General features: G+C 49.9%; 18 protein-coding genes and 1 other RNA gene. 11 read left to right on the forward strand and 8 right to left on the reverse strand.

The features are described from left to right. Positions 1-126: 126 nt before the first annotated feature. From NT073_RS12120 to NT073_RS12150, 7 genes are all read left to right on the forward strand, one after another. Positions 127-1,149 (forward strand): Smr/MutS family protein, encoded by a 1,023-nt coding sequence (locus NT073_RS12120; RefSeq protein ID WP_297373410.1) that lies wholly within the window; start codon positions 127-129, stop codon positions 1,147-1,149. Positions 1,150-1,333: 184 nt separating this feature from the next. Next, positions 1,334-2,626 carry a DUF4403 family protein gene (locus NT073_RS12125; RefSeq protein WP_297373412.1) on the forward strand — a complete coding sequence of 431 codons (1,293 nt, stop codon included), beginning with the start codon at positions 1,334-1,336 and terminating at the stop codon, positions 2,624-2,626. 124 nt (positions 2,627-2,750) lie between these two features. Beyond that, positions 2,751-3,234: RNase P RNA component class A (gene rnpB, locus NT073_RS12130), an RNA gene on the forward strand. A 155-nt stretch (positions 3,235-3,389) separates the two neighbouring features. Beyond that, the gene (locus NT073_RS12135; RefSeq protein WP_297373414.1) at positions 3,390-3,950 is read left to right on the forward strand and encodes a 30S ribosomal protein S16; all 561 of its coding nucleotides are present in this window, start codon (positions 3,390-3,392) and stop codon (positions 3,948-3,950) included. Positions 3,951-4,076: 126 nt separating this feature from the next. Beyond that, on the forward strand, positions 4,077-4,670 hold the full coding sequence (gene rimM / locus NT073_RS12140; RefSeq protein WP_297373810.1) for a ribosome maturation factor RimM: 594 nt from the start codon (positions 4,077-4,079) through the stop codon (positions 4,668-4,670). Next, complete coding sequence (gene trmD / locus NT073_RS12145; protein WP_297373416.1) at positions 4,660-5,337, forward strand: tRNA (guanosine(37)-N1)-methyltransferase TrmD; 678 nt, start codon at positions 4,660-4,662, stop codon at positions 5,335-5,337. The genes rimM and trmD overlap by 11 nt, the downstream gene beginning before the upstream one ends. Positions 5,338-5,404: 67 nt before the next feature. Continuing rightward, the gene (locus tag NT073_RS12150) at positions 5,405-6,037 is read left to right on the forward strand and encodes an NAD(P)-binding oxidoreductase (protein ID WP_297373419.1); all 633 of its coding nucleotides are present in this window, start codon (positions 5,405-5,407) and stop codon (positions 6,035-6,037) included. Positions 6,038-6,051: 14 nt separating this feature from the next. Here the strand turns inward: NT073_RS12150 and NT073_RS12155 are convergent, their stop codons facing one another. The 4 genes from NT073_RS12155 to NT073_RS12170 all read right to left on the reverse strand — a co-directional run bounded on the left by NT073_RS12155 (position 6,052) and on the right by NT073_RS12170 (position 10,447). Beyond that, the gene (locus NT073_RS12155; RefSeq protein ID WP_297373421.1) at positions 6,052-6,420 is read right to left on the reverse strand and encodes a hypothetical protein; all 369 of its coding nucleotides are present in this window, start codon (positions 6,418-6,420) and stop codon (positions 6,052-6,054) included. 10 nt (positions 6,421-6,430) lie between these two features. Further along, positions 6,431-8,710 (reverse strand): transglycosylase domain-containing protein, encoded by a 2,280-nt coding sequence (locus NT073_RS12160; protein ID WP_297373423.1) that lies wholly within the window; start codon positions 8,708-8,710, stop codon positions 6,431-6,433. Positions 8,711-8,875: 165 nt separating this feature from the next. Then, entirely contained in the window at positions 8,876-9,328 is a 453-nt protein-coding gene (locus NT073_RS12165) for a GNAT family N-acetyltransferase (RefSeq protein WP_297373425.1), read from the reverse strand. A 72-nt stretch (positions 9,329-9,400) separates the two neighbouring features. Next, positions 9,401-10,447, reverse strand: coding sequence for an RluA family pseudouridine synthase (locus tag NT073_RS12170; protein ID WP_297373427.1), 1,047 nt, complete (start codon positions 10,445-10,447; stop codon positions 9,401-9,403). Between the two features lie 75 nt (positions 10,448-10,522). Here NT073_RS12170 and NT073_RS12175 point away from each other — a divergent pair, with 75 nt between their 5' ends. After that, a complete protein-coding gene (locus NT073_RS12175; RefSeq protein ID WP_297373429.1) occupies positions 10,523-11,443 on the forward strand; it encodes a pyridoxal-phosphate dependent enzyme in 921 nt (306 codons plus the stop codon). Here NT073_RS12175 and NT073_RS12180 read toward each other — a convergent pair. Further along, a complete protein-coding gene (locus tag NT073_RS12180) occupies positions 11,440-12,837 on the reverse strand; it encodes a WG repeat-containing protein (protein WP_297373432.1) in 1,398 nt (465 codons plus the stop codon). The two genes, NT073_RS12175 and NT073_RS12180, sit on opposite strands and share 4 nt — an antisense overlap. A gap of 114 nt (positions 12,838-12,951) precedes the next feature. Between NT073_RS12180 and NT073_RS12185 the strand changes: the two genes are divergently transcribed. Continuing rightward, entirely contained in the window at positions 12,952-14,226 is a 1,275-nt protein-coding gene (locus tag NT073_RS12185; RefSeq protein WP_297373813.1) for an acyl-CoA dehydrogenase family protein, read from the forward strand. Then, positions 14,216-15,307, forward strand: coding sequence for a phosphotransferase family protein (locus NT073_RS12190; protein WP_297373435.1), 1,092 nt, complete (start codon positions 14,216-14,218; stop codon positions 15,305-15,307). Before NT073_RS12185 ends, NT073_RS12190 begins: the two co-directional genes overlap by 11 nt. Here the strand turns inward: NT073_RS12190 and NT073_RS12195 are convergent. The 3 genes from NT073_RS12195 to NT073_RS12205 form a co-directional block, all read right to left on the reverse strand. Beyond that, positions 15,285-16,259, reverse strand: coding sequence for an L-threonylcarbamoyladenylate synthase (locus tag NT073_RS12195; RefSeq protein ID WP_297373437.1), 975 nt, complete (start codon positions 16,257-16,259; stop codon positions 15,285-15,287). The two genes, NT073_RS12190 and NT073_RS12195, sit on opposite strands and share 23 nt — an antisense overlap. A 112-nt stretch (positions 16,260-16,371) precedes the next feature. Beyond that, positions 16,372-16,839, reverse strand: coding sequence for a peptidylprolyl isomerase (locus tag NT073_RS12200; protein ID WP_012925996.1), 468 nt, complete (start codon positions 16,837-16,839; stop codon positions 16,372-16,374). A 257-nt stretch (positions 16,840-17,096) separates the two neighbouring features. Beyond that, complete coding sequence (locus NT073_RS12205; RefSeq protein WP_297373440.1) at positions 17,097-18,029, reverse strand: NAD(P)/FAD-dependent oxidoreductase; 933 nt, start codon at positions 18,027-18,029, stop codon at positions 17,097-17,099. A gap of 286 nt (positions 18,030-18,315) precedes the next feature. On the opposite strand from NT073_RS12205, the gene NT073_RS12210 reads away from it, so the two are divergent. Beyond that, positions 18,316-18,441 carry a hypothetical protein gene (locus tag NT073_RS12210; protein WP_012925998.1) on the forward strand — a complete coding sequence of 42 codons (126 nt, stop codon included), beginning with the start codon at positions 18,316-18,318 and terminating at the stop codon, positions 18,439-18,441. Positions 18,442-18,573 lie beyond the last annotated feature (132 nt).

Consider the following 18,573-nt stretch of genomic DNA (forward strand, 5'->3'; position numbering starts at 1 on the left):
TTTGACCATCTGGTCAACTGATTTATAAATCCATGGGGAGGGATTTTTGGTTATATCCGTTATACTTTTGACAAGTCGTTGTTGCACAGGAACTCCGCAACGAACGACATTTGACCAACGACCATCATGAATATAGGCGATAAAGTCCGGTTGCTCCGGGCAAAAGAACAGGGTGTAGTGTCGCGCTTTTTGCCCGACGGAATGATCGAAATTGAAATTGAAGATGGCTTCCGGATTCCGGTGATGCGTTCGGAACTGGTGCCCGTTTCGCCACTGGAATCCGAACGGTTGCTTAAAACCACGAGCTATGCGCCCCAAAGAACGGTAACGCCTTCGGCACCGGCTATTCTGTCGAACCAAGGCATTTATCTGGCGTTTATGGCCGTAAATGATCGGGAATATACACTCCATCTCATCAATAATACCGATTGGGAGTTTGCGTATGTCCTGGGCGAGGAGTCGGCAGGGGCGACGGGCGGTGTGCAGTTCAGAGGGCTCCACAGCGGGTTGCTGAAGCCGAAGTCGCAGCAGAAGATGAACGATCACTACGTCCATGCTTCGTTTGAAGACTGGCCGACGTTTGTGGTGCAGGGCCTTTGGTTCCGGGCTGGGAAGTCGTCGCTGCGGGCACCGCTGGTAAAACGTTTTAAAGCCCGTACCACAACGTTTTTTAAGTCAAAAACAACCTTGCCAGTGCTGAATCTGCCCGGCTTCCTGACCCAACTGGATGCCGAAAGTGATCAGCCGCAAGCCTCCGCGCCGAATAGTAACCGAGCTCCGCAGCCCAAACGTATCAGCCCCGACGAACTGAAGGCCGAAATGCTAAAGCCTAAATCGGAGCTGGAAGATATATCGTTCGAACGCCCATCTGCAGTGGTCGATCTGCACGTTGAGAAGCTATTACCCAACGGAACCGGCAACCGGAACCCGGCCGACTTGCTCAAACTTCAGCTCGACACTTTCGAAAAAACGCTCGAAAATGCCATTGCCAGTGGTATGAACGAGATTACCTTTATTCACGGTCTTGGAAGTGGTTCGTTGCGAACAGAGCTGCATAAACGCTTGGGGAAACACCCTAACGTTCGATTTTTTGAAGATGCCCAGAAACAGAAATTTGGCTATGGTGCCACAAAGGTTACGATTAAGTGATTGTTACACAGAAATGCATAAAGAGAAAAAGAGGTATGCAGAGGCAGTAACTCAACTTATACATACGAATGTATTTCATATTCTTTGTTTATCGTTCTGGCTGAGTCTTTTTGTCGTTTCCTGCCGTCCGTCGAGTAACCGTCTGAATCCTAAAGCGCCTAAAGAAGTCTATAACACTACCAAAATGGAAGTCCAGAACGAACGGTTTTTGTCGACAGCTCACGTACCGGTTTCTATTGCGCTGAGTGATATTGAACACCAGATCAATTCGCAGGTCAGCGGGTTGATTTACGAAGACAACAGCCTGACGGACAACGGTAACGATCAATTCTTGACGAAAGTCTGGAAGCGAGGCACCATCCTGGTCAATGCACAGGACAGTCTTTTTCATTTTACGGTGCCCCTGCGTATCTGGGTCAAAGCGGGCGTATCGGTGCTGGGGTTCACGCAGTACAAAGAGACGGAATTTGAGATCGACCTTCGGTTTAAAACAAAATTCGACCTCGACCGAGACTGGTCTGTCAGCACCCATACCGAAGCGGATGGGTATGGGTGGGTGAAGCGGCCAACGATCGGTTTTGTGGGTCTGAACATTCCCATTACCAATTTCGTGGGGCGGATGATCGATAAAAACCTGGGCAGTATCACCAAAACGCTCGATCAGCAAGTTCGGCGGAATATAGATCTTCGGACGCCCGTTCTCAAAGCCTGGAATCTTCTTCGCGAGCCGTATCTGCTTTCCGACAAATACCGGACGTATTTGCAGGTGGTGCCCAAGCGGGTGCTCATTACGCCCCTTCGCTTCGAAGGCCAGGTCATTCGCTCAACAATCGGTATTGAGGGATATGCCCTGACCACCACCGGAGCAAAACCCGCAGTCAAACCAGCCGTGTCGTTACCCGATTTGACGGTGGTGGCGCAGGTGAAAGATGATTTTCAGATCGGTTTGCTGAGTGAGGCCACATATCAGGAAGCGGCTAAACTAGCCGCCGATGAGTTTGTCGGGAAGTCATTTTCGTTCAGCGAGAATCGCTATTCGATTACCGTCACGAGCATGGATATGTACGGCCAAAACGATAACCTCATCATCAAAGCGGGGCTGAAAGGGACCATCAACGGAGATATTTACCTGAGTGGACGGCCTTACTACGACCCCCGTGACCAGACTATCTCGCTGAAAGACCTAAAGTACGATCTGGATACCCGAAATATTTTGCAGCAGTCAGCCAGCTGGCTACTGAAGGGTACGTTTGCCCGTACCCTTGAAAAGCAGATGACCATTCCGGTTGGGAGCCAGCTAACAGATATGCAGAAACAGATTCAGGAGCAGTTGAAAAATAATCAGGTCATCAAAGGGGTGGTCATCAATGGTCGGCTCGACGAAATAAAACCCGATCAGGTTTATCTGACTCCCACCGCCATGCTGGCCGTTGTGAACGTCCGTGGCCGGGTGGAGGTAAAGGTTGAGGGGTTATAGTGGATTAGATGAAGTAGTAGAGTGAGTGGAGCAGGTGAAGTCAGTTCTGACTCCTACACCTACCCGCGCTCACTCCACCACTTCCTAAAACCGCCACTTATCCTTATCTTTGACCTTCCTAATCAATACAAGTTGGCTTATCGCGTCTAAGCAATCGGGCGAGGAAAGTCCGGGCAGCGCAGGGCACCCTACTTCCTAACGGGAAGGCGGACGGTTGGGAACGGCCGTTCGACAGCCAGTGTCACAGAAAATATACCGCCCGGTTTCGTGAAGAGTGAAGCGGGTGTAGTAGGTTGAGTGAGTGAATACCCATTTCACCTTCTTCATTCTCTACACTCTTCACGAAACCGGGTAAGGGTGAAAAGGTGGGGTAAGAGCCTACCGCTCGCTGGGCGACCAGTGGGGCAGGATAAACCTTAGGGGCTGAAAGACCAAATATGCGTCGGACGTGGGGCGGCCCGTCTCCGTTTCGGAGTAATCCGGATACCGACGCGGGTAGGTCGAACGAGGTGGCCGGTGACGACCATCCCAGATAAATGATAAGCCATTCGGGCGGGCCGTCAGGCTCGTCTGGAGGACAGAACCCGGCTTATAGGCTTGTATTGATGAGGTTTTTTACAATCGGTTGAGGTTTGTTGATAAAGGTTTGTATTGATATAGAATATCGTCAAACGTTTATCAACAAACCTCAATTCTTTTTTGTACCTTTGCGGCCACGTTTTACAAGGGGGATGCGTCTCCCGTCAAAAACAAACAAGCACAAATGGCTGTTAAAATTCGTTTAGCGCGTCGTGGACGCAAGAAAATGGCGATGTATGACATCGTAGTAGCAGAGTCAACCTCTCCTCGCGATGGCCGGTTTATCGAGAAAATCGGTTCATACAACCCCAACACCGACCCATCGACGGTCGTATTAAAGTCGGAACGGGCCGTTTATTGGCTTATGGTTGGTGCTCAGCCGACCGATACCGCTCGTTCGGTATTGTCGCACGAAGGCATCATGTACCGCAAGCACCTGCAGGTAGGTGTAAACAAAGGCGCTATTTCACAAGACCAGGCTGATGAAAAATTCGCCAACTGGAAAGGTGAGAAAGAAAACCGGAAAGCCGGTGCTGCCGACACCAAAACGCAAACCAAAGAGCAGGATCGTGCTGCTCGTCTGGAAGCGGAGAAAAAGGTGAACGAAGCACGTGCTGAAGCTATCGCTAAGAAAAACAAAGTTGAAGAACCTGTAGTAGAAGCTCCGGCTGCTGAAGAAGCACCCGTAGCGGAAGCGCCTGTTGCCGAAGAAAATCCGACAACGGAGGCTCCGGCTGCTGAATAATTTTTCGACGGAAACTGTTATGAAAGAGCCTGTTCGTTGTTGGACAGGCTCTTTCTATACGTAAAACGGCCAACCGGCATCCCGGTGAAAGCCGTATTCCAAGCGGCTTACCAGCCGCATTCTATTATGACTAAAGACGATTGCTATCAGCTCGGACATATCACAAAAACGCACGGCGTTAGTGGTGAATTAGTGCTTTTTTTAGACGTTGACAACGCAGCCGAATATGCCGATCTGGAGTCGGTGCTGCTGGAGGTTAAAGGGGAACTGATTCCTTATTTTATCGAGTCTATCGCCATCGTAAAAGGAAGTCGGGCCATCATTGCCTTCGAAGATGTCGATACTATTGAGCAGGCCGAACGACTAATTAACTGTGGCGCTTTTTTGCCGCTTGATGAACTGGAGCCAATTACGGACGAAACCCGTTTTTATTTCCACGAAATTGTCGGGTATCAGGTAGTTGATGCCGAAGCTGGCGAGTTGGGGATTGTGCAGGGTGTTTATGCCATGAACGCACAAGATTTAATCATGATGGATTATCATGGAAAAGAAGTCCTGATTCCTATCAATAGCGACATCGTTCTGACAGTAGACCGCACCAACCAAAAGTTGAACGTGGCCCTGCCCAATGGTTTGCTGGAAATTTATATGGAAGATAATGCCAAGCCTGGCGAAGGTGAACAGGTCAACGGCGACCACGACGATACGGATGAGGATTGATATAATTACCTGTTTACCCCGGCTGCTGGACAGTTTTTTTGCCCATTCCATTTTGCAACGGGCGCAGCAGGGCGGCTATGTAGAGGTAGTCGTTCACGATTTACGCGACTATACCGCCGATAAGCATCGGCGTGTAGACGATTATGCGTTTGGTGGCGGGGCTGGTATGGTCATGCAAATTGAGCCCATTGCCCGATGCATCCGCACCTTACAGGCCGACCGGGTCTACGATGAGGTTATCTACATGACGCCCGATGGCGAACGGCTGAATCAGCAGACAACCAATACGCTTTCCTTACGCCAGAACCTGATTATTTTGTGTGGCCATTATAAAGGCGTCGATGAGCGGGTTCGGGAACTGTTCATTACCAAAGAAATTAGTATCGGCGATTACGTACTGTCGGGAGGGGAGTTAGCCGCCTGTGTATTATCCGACGCTATTATTCGCTTATTGCCCGGCGTTCTTAACGACGAAACCTCCGCCCTGACAGACTCTTTTCAGGATAATCTGCTTGCTCCGCCCGTTTACACACGTCCGGCGGAGTTCGAAGGGTACCGCGTACCAGACATTTTACTGTCGGGTCACGAAGCTAAAATAGATGAGTGGCGGCACGAACAGGCCCTGGAACGGACGAGGATACGGCGGCCCGATTTGCTGGAGCCGTAAGTTCGAAATTAGTAAAAAACTGATTTGCTGGATTTGAGTTATTTACTTACTCAAATCCAGTTTTTTTATGCAATTATTAGTTGTTGGTGCCACCGGAGGAACCGGGCGTCAGGTGGTGGAGCAGGCGCTCGAACAGGGTCATTTTGTAACAGCTTTCGTGCGTGATCCAGCCCGGCTGCCTGTGCAGCATCCTAACCTGACCGTAGTTGTCGGCGATATACTCAAACCGGAAACCATACTACCAGCGGTTCGTCGGCAGGATGCTGTTATTTGCTCTTTAGGCGGACGACCTGGCCAGCAAGACCTGGCCGTGTTTGAAGGAACCCAAAATTTGATAGCGGCCATGTATCAGGCGGGCGTAAAGCGTCTTTTCGTTGTCTCTTCATTAGGCGTTGGAACAAGTTATGAAGAAGCCTCACTGCCGAGCAAACTATTCATCAAAACGTTTCTCCGTGGACCAATTGCCGAAAAGGAAAAACAGGAAAAAGTGGTACAGGAAAGTAAACTGGACTGGCTTATCGTCCGACCGACAAGTTTGACTAACGGGCCGGTTACAAAGCAATATCGACTTGGTGAGCACTTGCCGTTTTCGTCATTTGCGATGCCCCGAATCAGCCGTGCCGATGTGGCCGCTTTCCTGCTCGATCAGTTGGATAATCCTACAAATCTGCACAAAGCACTAACACTTACGGGGCGATAGCTTTGGCCAACCTGTTACTCCGGATGGGAGTCTACAATGGTGCAATCGCAGCGTTTTGTGGCGGTAGACAGGGTAACTGGCTTGTCATAGATGCTGTGGGCCGGAAGGGTTCTTGAGAATGTGGTGAATTTCTCCTGTATTTCCTTGCCCGCAGCATCAAAAGCGACAATTTTCACTGACACATCCTTATGCGATCGTGAAGAAAGATTTTTAACGGTCACATTCACCGCTTTTGTTACCAGTATATTGTCCAGATCAGAACAGTCGACGGTTAAATCGATCGTTTCGGGCTTAAGCGAAGTATTGTTGTATTTCGATACCACGAAGAGGGCAACACCGCCAACGACGAGTACAAACACGAGTAATCTAAAAAGGACTTTCATTCGTTGAATTTTACGGATTGTTGTTTTCCAGTGCCTGCTGGGCTTCTTTTTCCCGGCGTTTTCGTTCGCGTCGTTCCTGCCGCAGTTGTTTACGGGTTTTTACCGTATCTGCCGGGGCTGTTTCATTCGAAGGTATTTCCGTCCGGTCAGGTTGAACCGTCGGCTGTTCGTCGCTACTGCGTGTATCGTCGCCTTTCTTTCCTTTAAACAGTCGACGGAAGAAATTGCCGATGCCTCCGGCTCCGCCATCTTCCTCATTAATGTCCGCATCAGCCGGGTCGGTCATTAAGCTGTCGCCCTGGAATAAGGAGTCAACGGGAGCCACCTGCCGACGCAGCCCTTCGCGCAATCGAACATTGTAGAAACCATACGCGCCGGAGTCGGGTGCAGTAAGACCCCGCCGGGCCATAATTCGACCGATAAGCCTGAAGTAACCCCGTACATTACGAACCTGCAACGTACCATCGGGCACAAACCAGTTCAGTGCTGCTTTAGGACGCGGAACCACGAAAGCCAGGAATATACTTTCGCCTAAATTAAGCTCAGAAGGGCTTTTGGCGAAGTAATAGCGGGAGGCTTCGCTGATACCGTAGATATTTTTACCCCACTCAATGATGTTCAGGTAGACCTCATACATCCGTTCTTTCGAAACGATGTGTTCGTTTTCGATGAGCCAGACAATCAGAATCTCTTCAATCTTACGGGAAATGGTTTTATTGCGGTTGAGGAAAGCATTCTTTACCAACTGCATAGAGATGGTGCTAGCCCCTCTCTTAAACGATTTTTCTTTGAAATTGGTCGCAATGGAAACCCGAAATGCCTTCTCGTTGAACCCATTATGGGTGAAGAAGTTGTAATCTTCCGACGTCAACAGCGCGTTCCGTAAGTCGGGCGAAATTTGGTTCAGCGGGGTGTAGTCCGGATTGGTAGGGCCTACGATAATATCCCGAACGGGTTTGCCTTTCTCGTAGGGCGTGTAGACGAAGGGGCGGTTGATCGCGCTGAAATCGGTCTGCCCCATCTTAAGGATTCGGAAATTATCCTGCGTAAGGCTGGAGTTAAACTTAACCGAATCGGGCAAGGCCGTATCGAAGTGAAAGGCCAGGTTATAGTTAAGCTTGCCGTCCACCTGCATACCCTCCAGCGATTCGAATAATCCCTGCGGAAACGAATTGAAGAGGGCCTGGGCATCCATCGGACCTGTGTTCAGCTGTACGTCAAAAATCTTACCCGGTGCCAGACTCTCGGCAGATGCAACATCCGGCAAGGTATATTTCAGGAACGGATGCGCACTGACTTCACCCAGATGCAGCGTTGATGAACTATCGATTCCCACGTAATTCTCACCCACAAACAGGTTGGCATCCATAGCGGCCCGGCTAATGAGTACATCCGTCCGAGCAATGGATGGGTGATTAATGCGCAAGTTTCGAACCGATCCGGCTCCTTCAAGCCGAAACTCTCCCCGCGAACGGTCTACATCGCGAAGTTCAGCCCGTAACGTATCCGCCTGAACCTTAAGGTTATACTTTTTTTGAATGTAAGGCAGCTCAATGGGTACTGAGCGGCCATTTTGCCCTTCGGCATATAAAGCCAGGTTATATTCGCGGTCGCTGGGGTCAGCCGTACCCGCCAAATGCCAAGTCGCCTGATTCCCGTTCAATTTAATAGTCGATGAAACGGCTTCGTTCTCAATGACCGCCGTTTGTGTTAATAGGCTAAGTGTATCGTTACCGACGTCAACACCCCGAAATTCCAGGTTATTGACATGAAGGTCATCGGGTATTTTAGAGAGTATGTTATCAATTAAATTCTCCGATACATCCGCCAGATTAGTCCGGCGTCTCGTTTCCGCTGGTGCCGAGTCAGTTGCCGTCGAATCCCGTTTTTTATGCAGCAGGAAATCTATATTAGTGAGCGAATCACGCTTGATGACCTGGATGAGGCCATTCTCGAGGGTCATGCCCGATAAGCCGATTTTGCCAGCCAGCAGTGGCCAGAAGCGAACGGCCAGTTCAACGCGCTGGATACGGGCCAGACTGTCGCGCTCTTCAGGAACGACAGAAATATCAGTAAACGCCAGTGAGCTTAATCCGGTGAATTTCGCAGAACCAATCTTAACGTCGAGGTTATAATCACGCTTTGCCTTTCGAATCCCTCGTTCGAGGGCCGTTTTTAACAAGGCTTCGCGTTTGGAGTACGCAATGCCAGCGCCGACCAGGGTCAGCAAAAATATACTTAAAAACACCCATCCTGCAATCCGGAGGGCTTTACGTTGACGATACGTCATGCTTTGTGTCTATGCTCGGAAGTGCAAAGATAGGGTTTTAAAGTAGTATTAGGAGTGATGAGTTAGTATTAGGAGTTAGAAGCCAGGAGTGAGGAGTTACTGACGCATGCAATAACCAGACGCGTAATTAACTCCTCACTCCTGGCTTCTCGCTCCTAATACTGATTAAAAGTCCAAATGGCAGTTTGTCCAGCCATCGTCGAAGCGGGTGCCAAACTGTTTGTAGAAGCCAATAGCGGGCTCGTTCCAGTCAAGTACCTGCCACATCATACCCGTACACTTCGTTTCGCGGGCCATTTCGATAGTTGCATCGAGCAACAGTTTGCCGATGCCGTATCCGCGGAACGCTTCGGTCACGACAATGTCTTCCAGATATAGCCGCTTGCCTTTCCAGGTGGAATAGCGGTAAAAATATAGGGCCATACCAACAATTTTCTGGCTGTCAGAATCTTCGGCCATGATCATCCCGAATAGTGGATTCGGGCCGAAACCGTCTTCAGCCATTTGTTCAACGGTGTTTGAGACCTGATCGCCAGCCAGTTCATAAACGGCTAACTCCATAACTAAGTCAAACGCTTGTGGGATGTCGGCACGCGTGCCGGGACGAATAGAAATCATGGGTGGGAGTGGGTTGGGAGATTAAGTAAATAATAGGGAGGGATGTTGAGCAACTTATTGAAAAGACTAAAATCAGTCATTGGTATCAAGAGCCCGGCTTTCCAGTCTACTTTTCCATTTGTTGAGGGCCGCCTGAAAATCGTCGGGGAGGTCAGATTCGAATTGAAGCCATTCCTTCGTGCGCGGATGTTTAAAGCCTAATGATCGGGCATGAAGGGCCTGACGAGGCAATAATTTAAACGCATTTTCGACGAAGGCCTTGTAACTGCCAACGGGTGTTCCGCGTAAAATCCGATCACCCCCATACATGGCATCATTGAACAACGGGTTGCCGATGTGCTTGAAATGCGCCCGAATCTGGTGCGTACGGCCTGTTTCCAGCTTGCACTCAACCAGGGCCACGTAGCCCAGGTCTTCCAATGTAGTGTAGTGCGTAACGGCCCACTTTCCTTTCGATTCATCGTCGTAAATGGCCTGTACTTTACGGTCTTTTATCGACCGGCCGATGAATCCGGTAATGGTGCCGATTTGTGGATTCGGTACGCCCCAGGTCAGGGCGTTATACGTGCGCTCAATAGTATGTTCAAAAAATTGACGCGCCAGATAAGTCATGGCAAACTCGGTCTTGGCAATCACCATCAGACCCGACGTGTCTTTGTCGATTCGGTGAACCAGACCGGGTCTAACTTCACCATGTCGGGACGTAGGCAGGTTTTGAAAATGGTAGACCAGGGCGTTCACCAGCGTGCCATCCCAGTTGCCATGCGCCGGGTGGACAACCATACCAGCCGGCTTGTTAATTACCAGCAGGTCATCGTCCTCAAATACAATATTGATGGGGATGTTTTCGGGCTTCAGATCCGTTTCGCGGGGCGGGTGCGGCAGCGATACGGTAATAATGTCCGAGGGTTTGATTTTATAGCTGGCTTTCGTCGGTTTGTCGTTTACCCGAACCGATTCGGCATCGATACCGGCCTGAATTTTCGTGCGCGTGGCATTCTGCAGCCGGTCCATCAGGAAGCGGTCGATGCGCAGCAGGCTCTGGCCTTTGTCCACCACAATACGGTGATGCTCGTATAATTCGTCGTCTTCTGGTAATTCGTCTTCCGTTTCCGCCACCGTTTTTATAACTAAAAAACCTATTCACTTTCAAAAAGGCTATAGGTTTGTAATGAATCGTCAAAAATACGTAATATGGACGAACTTGCCCGTCAACTCGCCAATTTGGTCGGCAACTCACCGCTTAAATTAATTGAAGCTCCGTTTCCGGAACCAGTGCCCATCCGTTTATTTCTTAAGCGGGATGATCTGTTGCACCCTTACGTATCGGGTAATAAGTGGCGTAAATTAAAGTATAACCTACTGGCCGCTCGCGCCCGGAAACTGGGTACGTTACTGACGTTTGGGGGCGCGTATTCCAACCACCTCTACGCGACGGCAGCCGCCGGACAAGTATTCGGTTTTCGAACCATTGGTATCGTGCGGGGCGACGAACTCGCAGGAAAGCCGCTCAACAGCACATTAGCTTTCTGTCGGGCCGCTGGCATGCAGCTTCATTTCATCAGTCGGGAAGACTATCGACGCAAAGAAAATGCCGATTTTCTGGATGCGTTAACGGCCCAATTCGGCCCCTGCTATGTAGTACCCGAAGGCGGAACCAACGACCTGGCCATTCAGGGAACAGCGGAAATCATCCCCGAAATAATTGCCCAACTCGGCTGCATACCCGATTTTGCGTGCTGCCCCGTGGGTACGGGCGGCACAGTAGCCGGACTGGTGAAATCTGCTACTGAACAGACGGAAGTGTTAGGATTTATGGCGTTAAAAGTACCCGACAGCCTCTGGCTTCCGGTGGAAACAACGCCGAAAGCCAGAGGCTATCGGGTACCTGATTATCACTTTGGCGGATACGCCAGAACGACGCCAGAACTGCTGAATTTTATCAGCAATTTCGAAAAGAGAAACGACATCCTGCTGGAACAGGTTTATACCGGGAAGATGCTTTACGGGATTTACGACCTTGCCCGGCAAGGCTATTTCCCCGAAGGAGCCACCGTCGTAGCGGTTCACACGGGTGGGTTGCAGGGCAGGAGTAAGGCGCTGGATTTAATTTAGACGGCTGTCTGGCGACGGAGAGAATGCTGTCGTTTTCGCCAGAGCCAGATAACTGCCAATAAGCTTAGTATGCTAACAATAAGCCATTTTAGCGTTGTTGGCTGTAGTTTTATGCTCACCCAGTTTCCTGCTGAATCAAGCGTTAAAAATAAACCCCATCGTTTGGCAAAGGCATGCCCATTCGAAAACTGACTCACTTCATCGTAGTTGGCAGGAATGATTTCGTGACCTGACGTATCCATGAAACCAAATTTCCCCGCCCGCCTGACAACGGCTCTGCCATCCTGAAAACCAAGGATGGTTTCATAATAAAAGGCGGAAAGTAGTTTACCGGTTGTGTCAATGAGTCCCCAACGATTATTTCGTTTAACAATAGCACGATCCAACTGATCAAAAGGGCGAGCATCCTGAAATTGAAACACAATTGCGAGCTTACGTTGGGCATTCAGGCAACCCCAAACGCCGGATTTCTTCACCCAGACGAATGATGTTTGTGAAGGATACGTATCATCAAACTCAAATGGAACAACCACGTTTCCGGTTTTTGTTTCTATGAAACCAAATTGATTCCCCTGCCTTACACGGCGGTAACTTTTCCAGAAATAAGCACTGTCTGCATCTATATCATCATAAATCAGCGGCACCTTCAGGCGCGCTGATGCGTCAAGGAATCCCCATTTTCCGTTCTTTCTAACAGGGCGGAGGTATCCAGGAAAGAAAGGGGCAATGGTATCGTAGATGAAAGGGACGAGTAGACGCCCCGATTGATCTATGTAGTTTCCATAAATCGTTTCGCCATCAACGTCATAAAGTTGGGTGTGATTGCCATTATTACGACCATCATCGTAAGGGGGAAGCCAGAAACCTTGCTTTGGCACCTCCACGAACGCTAAATTTCCTTGGAATGAGCTGCTACTGTACACGGGATTTGGCCTGAGAGCGACTTTTCCTTCTTTGTTAAAATAGGTGTATGCATTGCCCCATGAAGTGGATGTCTGATGCGATTCCACTAAACCCAGGCCATCGTGGAAATCTGAAACGTAGGTATACTGGACCGGTATAACCAGGCGACCGGTTTTATTGATATAACCATATGTAAAGTCGGAGAGAATTTTGCCAAACTGATTGATCTCTCGTTTACCCCTACCAACAATAGCCATACCCTCGCTGAAGTTATAAATCGTGTCATACTCCAGTTGAGTGAGTAATCGGCCTGACGAGTTAGCAACACCCATTTTGCTGCCTTTTGAAACAATTAACAAATTGTCGGAGGCTCTGATCGTTTCAAAATGATCAAAAAGAGTTGATGAGATTGGCTGAGCCTGAGAATTATCTAATCCTAATGTTAGCAGGATAAGATGTAGTGATCGGAGCAACTTTCTCAAAAATTTCATAGATGATTATTTGTTTAAATTTATTTATTCTTGGTTAAAGACAAAAGCGAAGTGCCCTTCTTATAGTTTAGATGAGGAAATGCCATAATTTGCCGATCTTAAGGTTAATTCATGATGGAAACGATATTCACTACCGAGCGAGTCAGGCCGTTACTGGCTCAGGTTCGCCAGTTTGTCGAAACTGAGCTTATTACACTCGAAGACGGCTTTTCGCATCAGAATCTACGCGCTATTTTGCCCATTCTCGATCAGAAACGGCAGCAGGTGAAGGATGCTGGTTTATGGGGTCTGCACTTGTCGACTGCCGAGGGCGGACATGGTCTGACACTCTGCGAATTTGGGCAGATCAGCGAAGCCCTCGCCCATGCGCCGTTTTTCGGTCATTACGTCTTTGGCTGTCAGGCACCCGATATTGGCAATACGGAGCTGCTGCACAAATTTGCCTCAGCCGAATTGAAAGAGCGCTATCTGAAGCCATTGATGGCGGGCGAAATCCGTTCGTGCTTCTCCATGACTGAACCGGAATTCGCGGGATCGAACCCCACGCGTATGGCTACACTTGCTGTGCGAGAAGGGGATGAGTACGTTATTAACGGGCGGAAATGGTTTACCTCTTCGGCCGACGGAGCCGCCTTTGCGGTAGTGATGGCCGTAACAAACCCCGATGCCGCTCCACACCAGCGTGCCAGCATGATCATCGTCCCGACGGATACACCGGGGTTCAACATTGAGCGGAACATTCCGGTGTTTGGTGAAGCGGGCGAAGGCTGGTTCAGTCACGCCGAAGTAACCTACTCAAACTGCCGGGTGCCGGTAGCGAACGTCATTGCGGGCGAAGGGATGGGGTTTCGACTAGCGCAGGAACGACTGGGGCCGGGTCGGGTCCATCATTGCATGCGCTGGATTGGTAATGCCGAAAAAGCGCTGGACCTCCTGTGTAAACGGGCGGCTACCCGCGAGATTGAAGACGGCGTAATGCTCGGCGAAAAGCAGTTCATTCAGGATTTTATTGCCCAGAGCCGGGCCGAAATTGATGCCAGCCGTTTGTACGTACTCAATACGGCACACATGATCGATACGGTGGGGGTGAGTAACGTCCGGGATGCTGTGTCGGCCATCAAGTTCTACGTGGCAAACGCGTTTCTGCGGGTACTCGACCGAGCCATTCAGGTACACGGTGCTCTGGGCGTTACGGATGATACCGTACTGTCGGCGATGTATCGGCACGAGCGGGGTGCCCGGATCTGGGACGGGGCCGATGAAGTGCATAAGCAAAATCTGGCTATCAGTATCCTCAAAACCTATGGCTTGGATGTTAAAAAGAAAGCCCGTGAACTGCGTCAGTTTCGTCAACTGATGGAAGCTGAGCGAATGATGAATGCAGAATGATATTTTTATGATTAGTCCTGATTTACCCCGTTCGGTTCGTTCGGGTGAAGAACTTGATTTGCCAAAGCTGAACGACTTCTTTCAGGCCAATGTGCCGGAAGTAGGTACCGTAACCGCCGTTCAGCAGTTTTCGGGTGGTTTCTCCAACCTTACTTATTTGCTTCAAACGGCCGATCAGGCCTATGTGCTGCGTCGGCCGCCGTTTGGGGCTACTATCAAAGGTGGGCACGATATGGGGCGGGAGTTTCGGGTATTGTCGCTTTTGCAGGGTCATTACGACAAAATACCCCGGCCGGTGGTCTATTGTGAGACCGATGATGTGCTGGGGGCGCCGTTTTATATTATGACTCGTATAACGGGTGTGATTCTGCGGGCGTCGATGGCACCAACGCTGAATCTCCCTCCTGAGCGTATGCGGCAACTATCCGAAGCCCTGGTCGATAACCTCGTAACCATCCATAATCTTGACATAAGCAAAACGGGTCTTAATCAATTAGGAAAGCCTGAGGGATATGTGCAGCGGCAGGTAGAAGGATGGATAAAGCGGTACCAAAACGCCGAAACAGATAAAATTCCGGCGATGGACACTACCGCTGACTGGCTTCGGCAAAACTATCCCGGCGAACAGGCCCCCGCGTTTTTGCACAACGATTACAAATTCGACAACGTCCTTTTCGCGGCCGATGAAACAGCGGGTGAACCTTTGCCGGAAATAAAAGGGGTGTTGGATTGGGAGATGGCTACCGTTGGCGACCCACTCATGGATTTGGGCGCTACGCTGGCCTATTGGTCTGAAACAAGTGATAGCTCGGCCTACAGAAATTTCAACCTGACCTGGCTTCCGGGTAATCTGACCCGACAGGAGGTTGTGCGTCGCTACGCTGAGAAAAGCGGTCGTGATTTGAGCGACATCCTGTTTTACTACGTGTTCGGGCTTTATAAAAACGCCGTAATTGCCCAGCAGATCTACGCCCGCTGGAAACAGGGGCATAGTCAGGACGCGCGTTTTGGCCATCTTTTGCCCATGATCATGGAGCTGGCAACCAAGGCCGCTAACGCTATTGAAACGGGCTTGTTGTAGGGGCCGGTACGCTGGCCCGGCGCAGTCGGTCATTCATCGCAAAGCCTAATCCTGCATTCGGCAGGGGTTCGGCGTAGATCAGATCAATCGGCAGGGTGTCTAATTCCCGAAGGTAGGCAAAGAGGTTTTTGGCCGCTTCGTTCAGGTCACCCGTAGGCGAGAGAATACGCTGATTGCTGGCCGGAATACCGCCAAACGGCTCCCGGAAGGCCAGGGCCCCGATTCGTCCGGCCGGTTGGGGACTTTCTCCGGGCGATAAAAGCACAAGCGGTTTCCGGGGGGCATAATGGCTGCTCAACATGCCCGGTGCCTGCGGGTTCGACGTTGAATGCGTGCGTACCGAAACCGATCCGATAACGGCCTCAATCTGGTCGAGTGCCATGCCGCCCAGTCGAAATACGGTAGGCACATTATTCTCAAATCCGACAATCGTCGATTCTATCCCTACTCCGGCCGGTCCGCCATCAAGAATGTATGGCACCTGATCGCCAAGCTGATCGGCTACATGCTGGGCTGTGGTGGGACTGATATACCCGAAAGGGTTGGCACTTGGTGCCGCCAGCGGGAAATTGAGCGAGCGCAGCAGATCGAGGGTGAGCGGATGGTTGGGAATGCGGACCGCAACACTGGAAAGGCCCGATGTAACGAGGTCTGGGATAAGGCTTTGTTTGGGAAGGAGCAGGGTTAACGGGCCGGGCCAGAACGCTTCGGCCAGTTTTCGGGCTGGATTGGGTATATCGGTGACAAACTGGCTAACCTTGTCGATTGAGTCTGTATGAACAATGAGGGGATCGAAAGAAGGACGATTCTTTACCTGAAAAATTCGTAAAATGGCGTTGGTGTCGAGCGCGTTACCGGCTAATCCGTATACAGTTTCGGTAGGGATACCTACCACATTTCCTGATTCCAGAAATTCTTTCGCCTTCTTCCTGTCAGTTCCTATCTGTGCCATGATTTTGTGGCGCAAAGATAGCGAGAAATTGTAGAGCAGACGGACCCCTACGCAACCTTAAAATCTATTGACTTGGATAGAAGGCTGCGCAGGGGTCGTCTTACATGGCCGATTAATGATGTCCGCCGGGACCGTGTACGTGGCCGTGTGCCAGTTCATCCTGCGTTGCATCCCGAACGTCAACGACTTCAACATCGAAATGAAGGCTCTGGTCGGCCAATGGATGGTTGGCATCAACCGTAACGGTTTCCGGGCCGACATTGGTAACTGTTATAACCTGTCCGTCGTTTGCTTCAAACTGCATTCCCACTTCAATGGGCTGCCCGCCAAACGCCCGGAGCGGAACTTCTTCTACCAGTTGAGGATCACGTTTGCCATATCCTTTTTCCGGAGCAACATCCAGTTTGAGTTTATCGCCGGCTACGCGGCCTTCCAGCCCTTCTTCCATGCCGGGAATCAGGTTGTTAGCTCCGTGAAGGTAGTACAGTGGGTCGCGACCCTCGCTCGAATCCAGTACAGTACCATTGCTATCACGCAGGGTATAATGGATAGCTGCAACTTTGTCTTTTGTAATATTCATGATCGGTTTTGCCCTATGTTGATTCTTTTTTGATAACAAGTGAACGGGCAAAGTTGCTGTAATTTTTTGGTATAATTTGTTCAGACTACTACCAGAAAAGGCATTTGGGCCTAGAGCGGAGGTTTAATCATAACTTGATTTGTACCAGAAAGAGCTTAAAGTCTGGTAACTATGCCGGTACTTGTTGTCTGGATGCCGCCTTGAAAAAGTGCTGAACCGGTCCGGGTAAGCTTGAGGAATACTAGTGCGTATTAACGTTATCCTACTTGATTTATCTGATCCAAATCCTCCGTTATAAGTTCCTTATTGATCCATGCTCCGGCTTTAGAACCATTGGCTACGGCTATAGATACCTGCCGGAAAAGAGTTGTTGCATCGCCCGCAGCAAATACATCAGGCATAGTTGTTTTACCAAACTCTGTGGTTTCGATCAGCCCGTTATCGGTCATGGCACAGCCTAACTGGCTGGCAATGTCGGTATGCTGCCGAAACTGAACGCGGGAAAAGAGGGCTTTCAACTGCACCTGGCTACCATCATTGAACCGTAGCCCGGTTAGCATACCCGCATGATGCTCAATAGCATCGAGTGGGGATTCTATAATCGGTATCCTGAGCTGTTGTAGCATTTCCTGTTGTGTATAGGTCAACGTTGAGGGACCATTGGTAAACAGGGTAAGCTTGCTCGACCAATGCTGGATCAGGGTGGCCATTTCGTACCCTACCTCGCCGTTTGCCAGTACTCCCAGTGACTGGCCGTGTACTTCATAACCGTGGCAGTATGGACAGTGAAGCACAGAGCGGCCCCAGCATTCGGCAAAGCCCGGTATGTCGGGCATTATATCGAACAGACCTGTTGCCAGTAATAATTTGCGGCTAGTGAACGACTCGCCCGATGCCGTCGTGACATCGAATCCATCTTCCGTTTGTACGGCCGTTACAACTGTCTCTGACCGGAACTGAACGCTAGGGTAGTGGGCCAACTGGTCGCGGGCAATGCTTGCCAGTTGGGCCGGGGTTTCGCCATCGCGTGTCAGGAAACCGTGCGAATGGGGTGTTTGACGATTGCAGGGTTGCCCCGCGTCAATGACCAGTACCTTTCGTAAGGAACGGCCCAGTAACAGAGCGGCACTTAGTCCGGCATTGCTGCCGCCTATGCTAATTACGTCGTATGTAGGCTTGTTTGTTGTCATGTTGTTTGTATCGTTTATTCCAGACCAGAAATGGGGTCTTTAAATGGTTGTGGGTATTGAATTTGGTGAGTAGGGCAGCATGATATTAGGAACATGCAGTGATTCCTAATATGCAACATTGTTGCAAATATGGTAAAAGTTTATTTATTCCAAAGCATAGTTTGTAATTTTTGCAACGCTGTTGCGTTTTTTGACTGCACTTATTTGGATCTTGAATGAACCTATACCTGCCTACACGAAGTTTTGACGGCAAAGCCGCCATGCAGAAAATAGCTATCTTTGTCTTATGAACGAGCGATTCAAATATTGGCTCAAACGACTTGGCTGGGGTGGGTTCCTTTTCTTCCTTATCAAAGGACTCTTGTGGCTACTGATTCCGTACCTGATTGCAAAGGGTATTTTATCCAGGTAAAACGTTAACTACTTATTTCACTTTCGTGACTATTATTTCGCTTGGGGCCGTTCAATAAATAGACGCACAGAGCCTTATGCAAAGTGTCGGTAACGCGTTGTATATTCAGTAACATAAAATATAGACTGAATA

The sequence above is a fragment of the Spirosoma sp. genome (assembly GCF_026391055.1).
GTDB lineage: Bacteria > Bacteroidota > Bacteroidia > Cytophagales > Spirosomataceae > Spirosoma.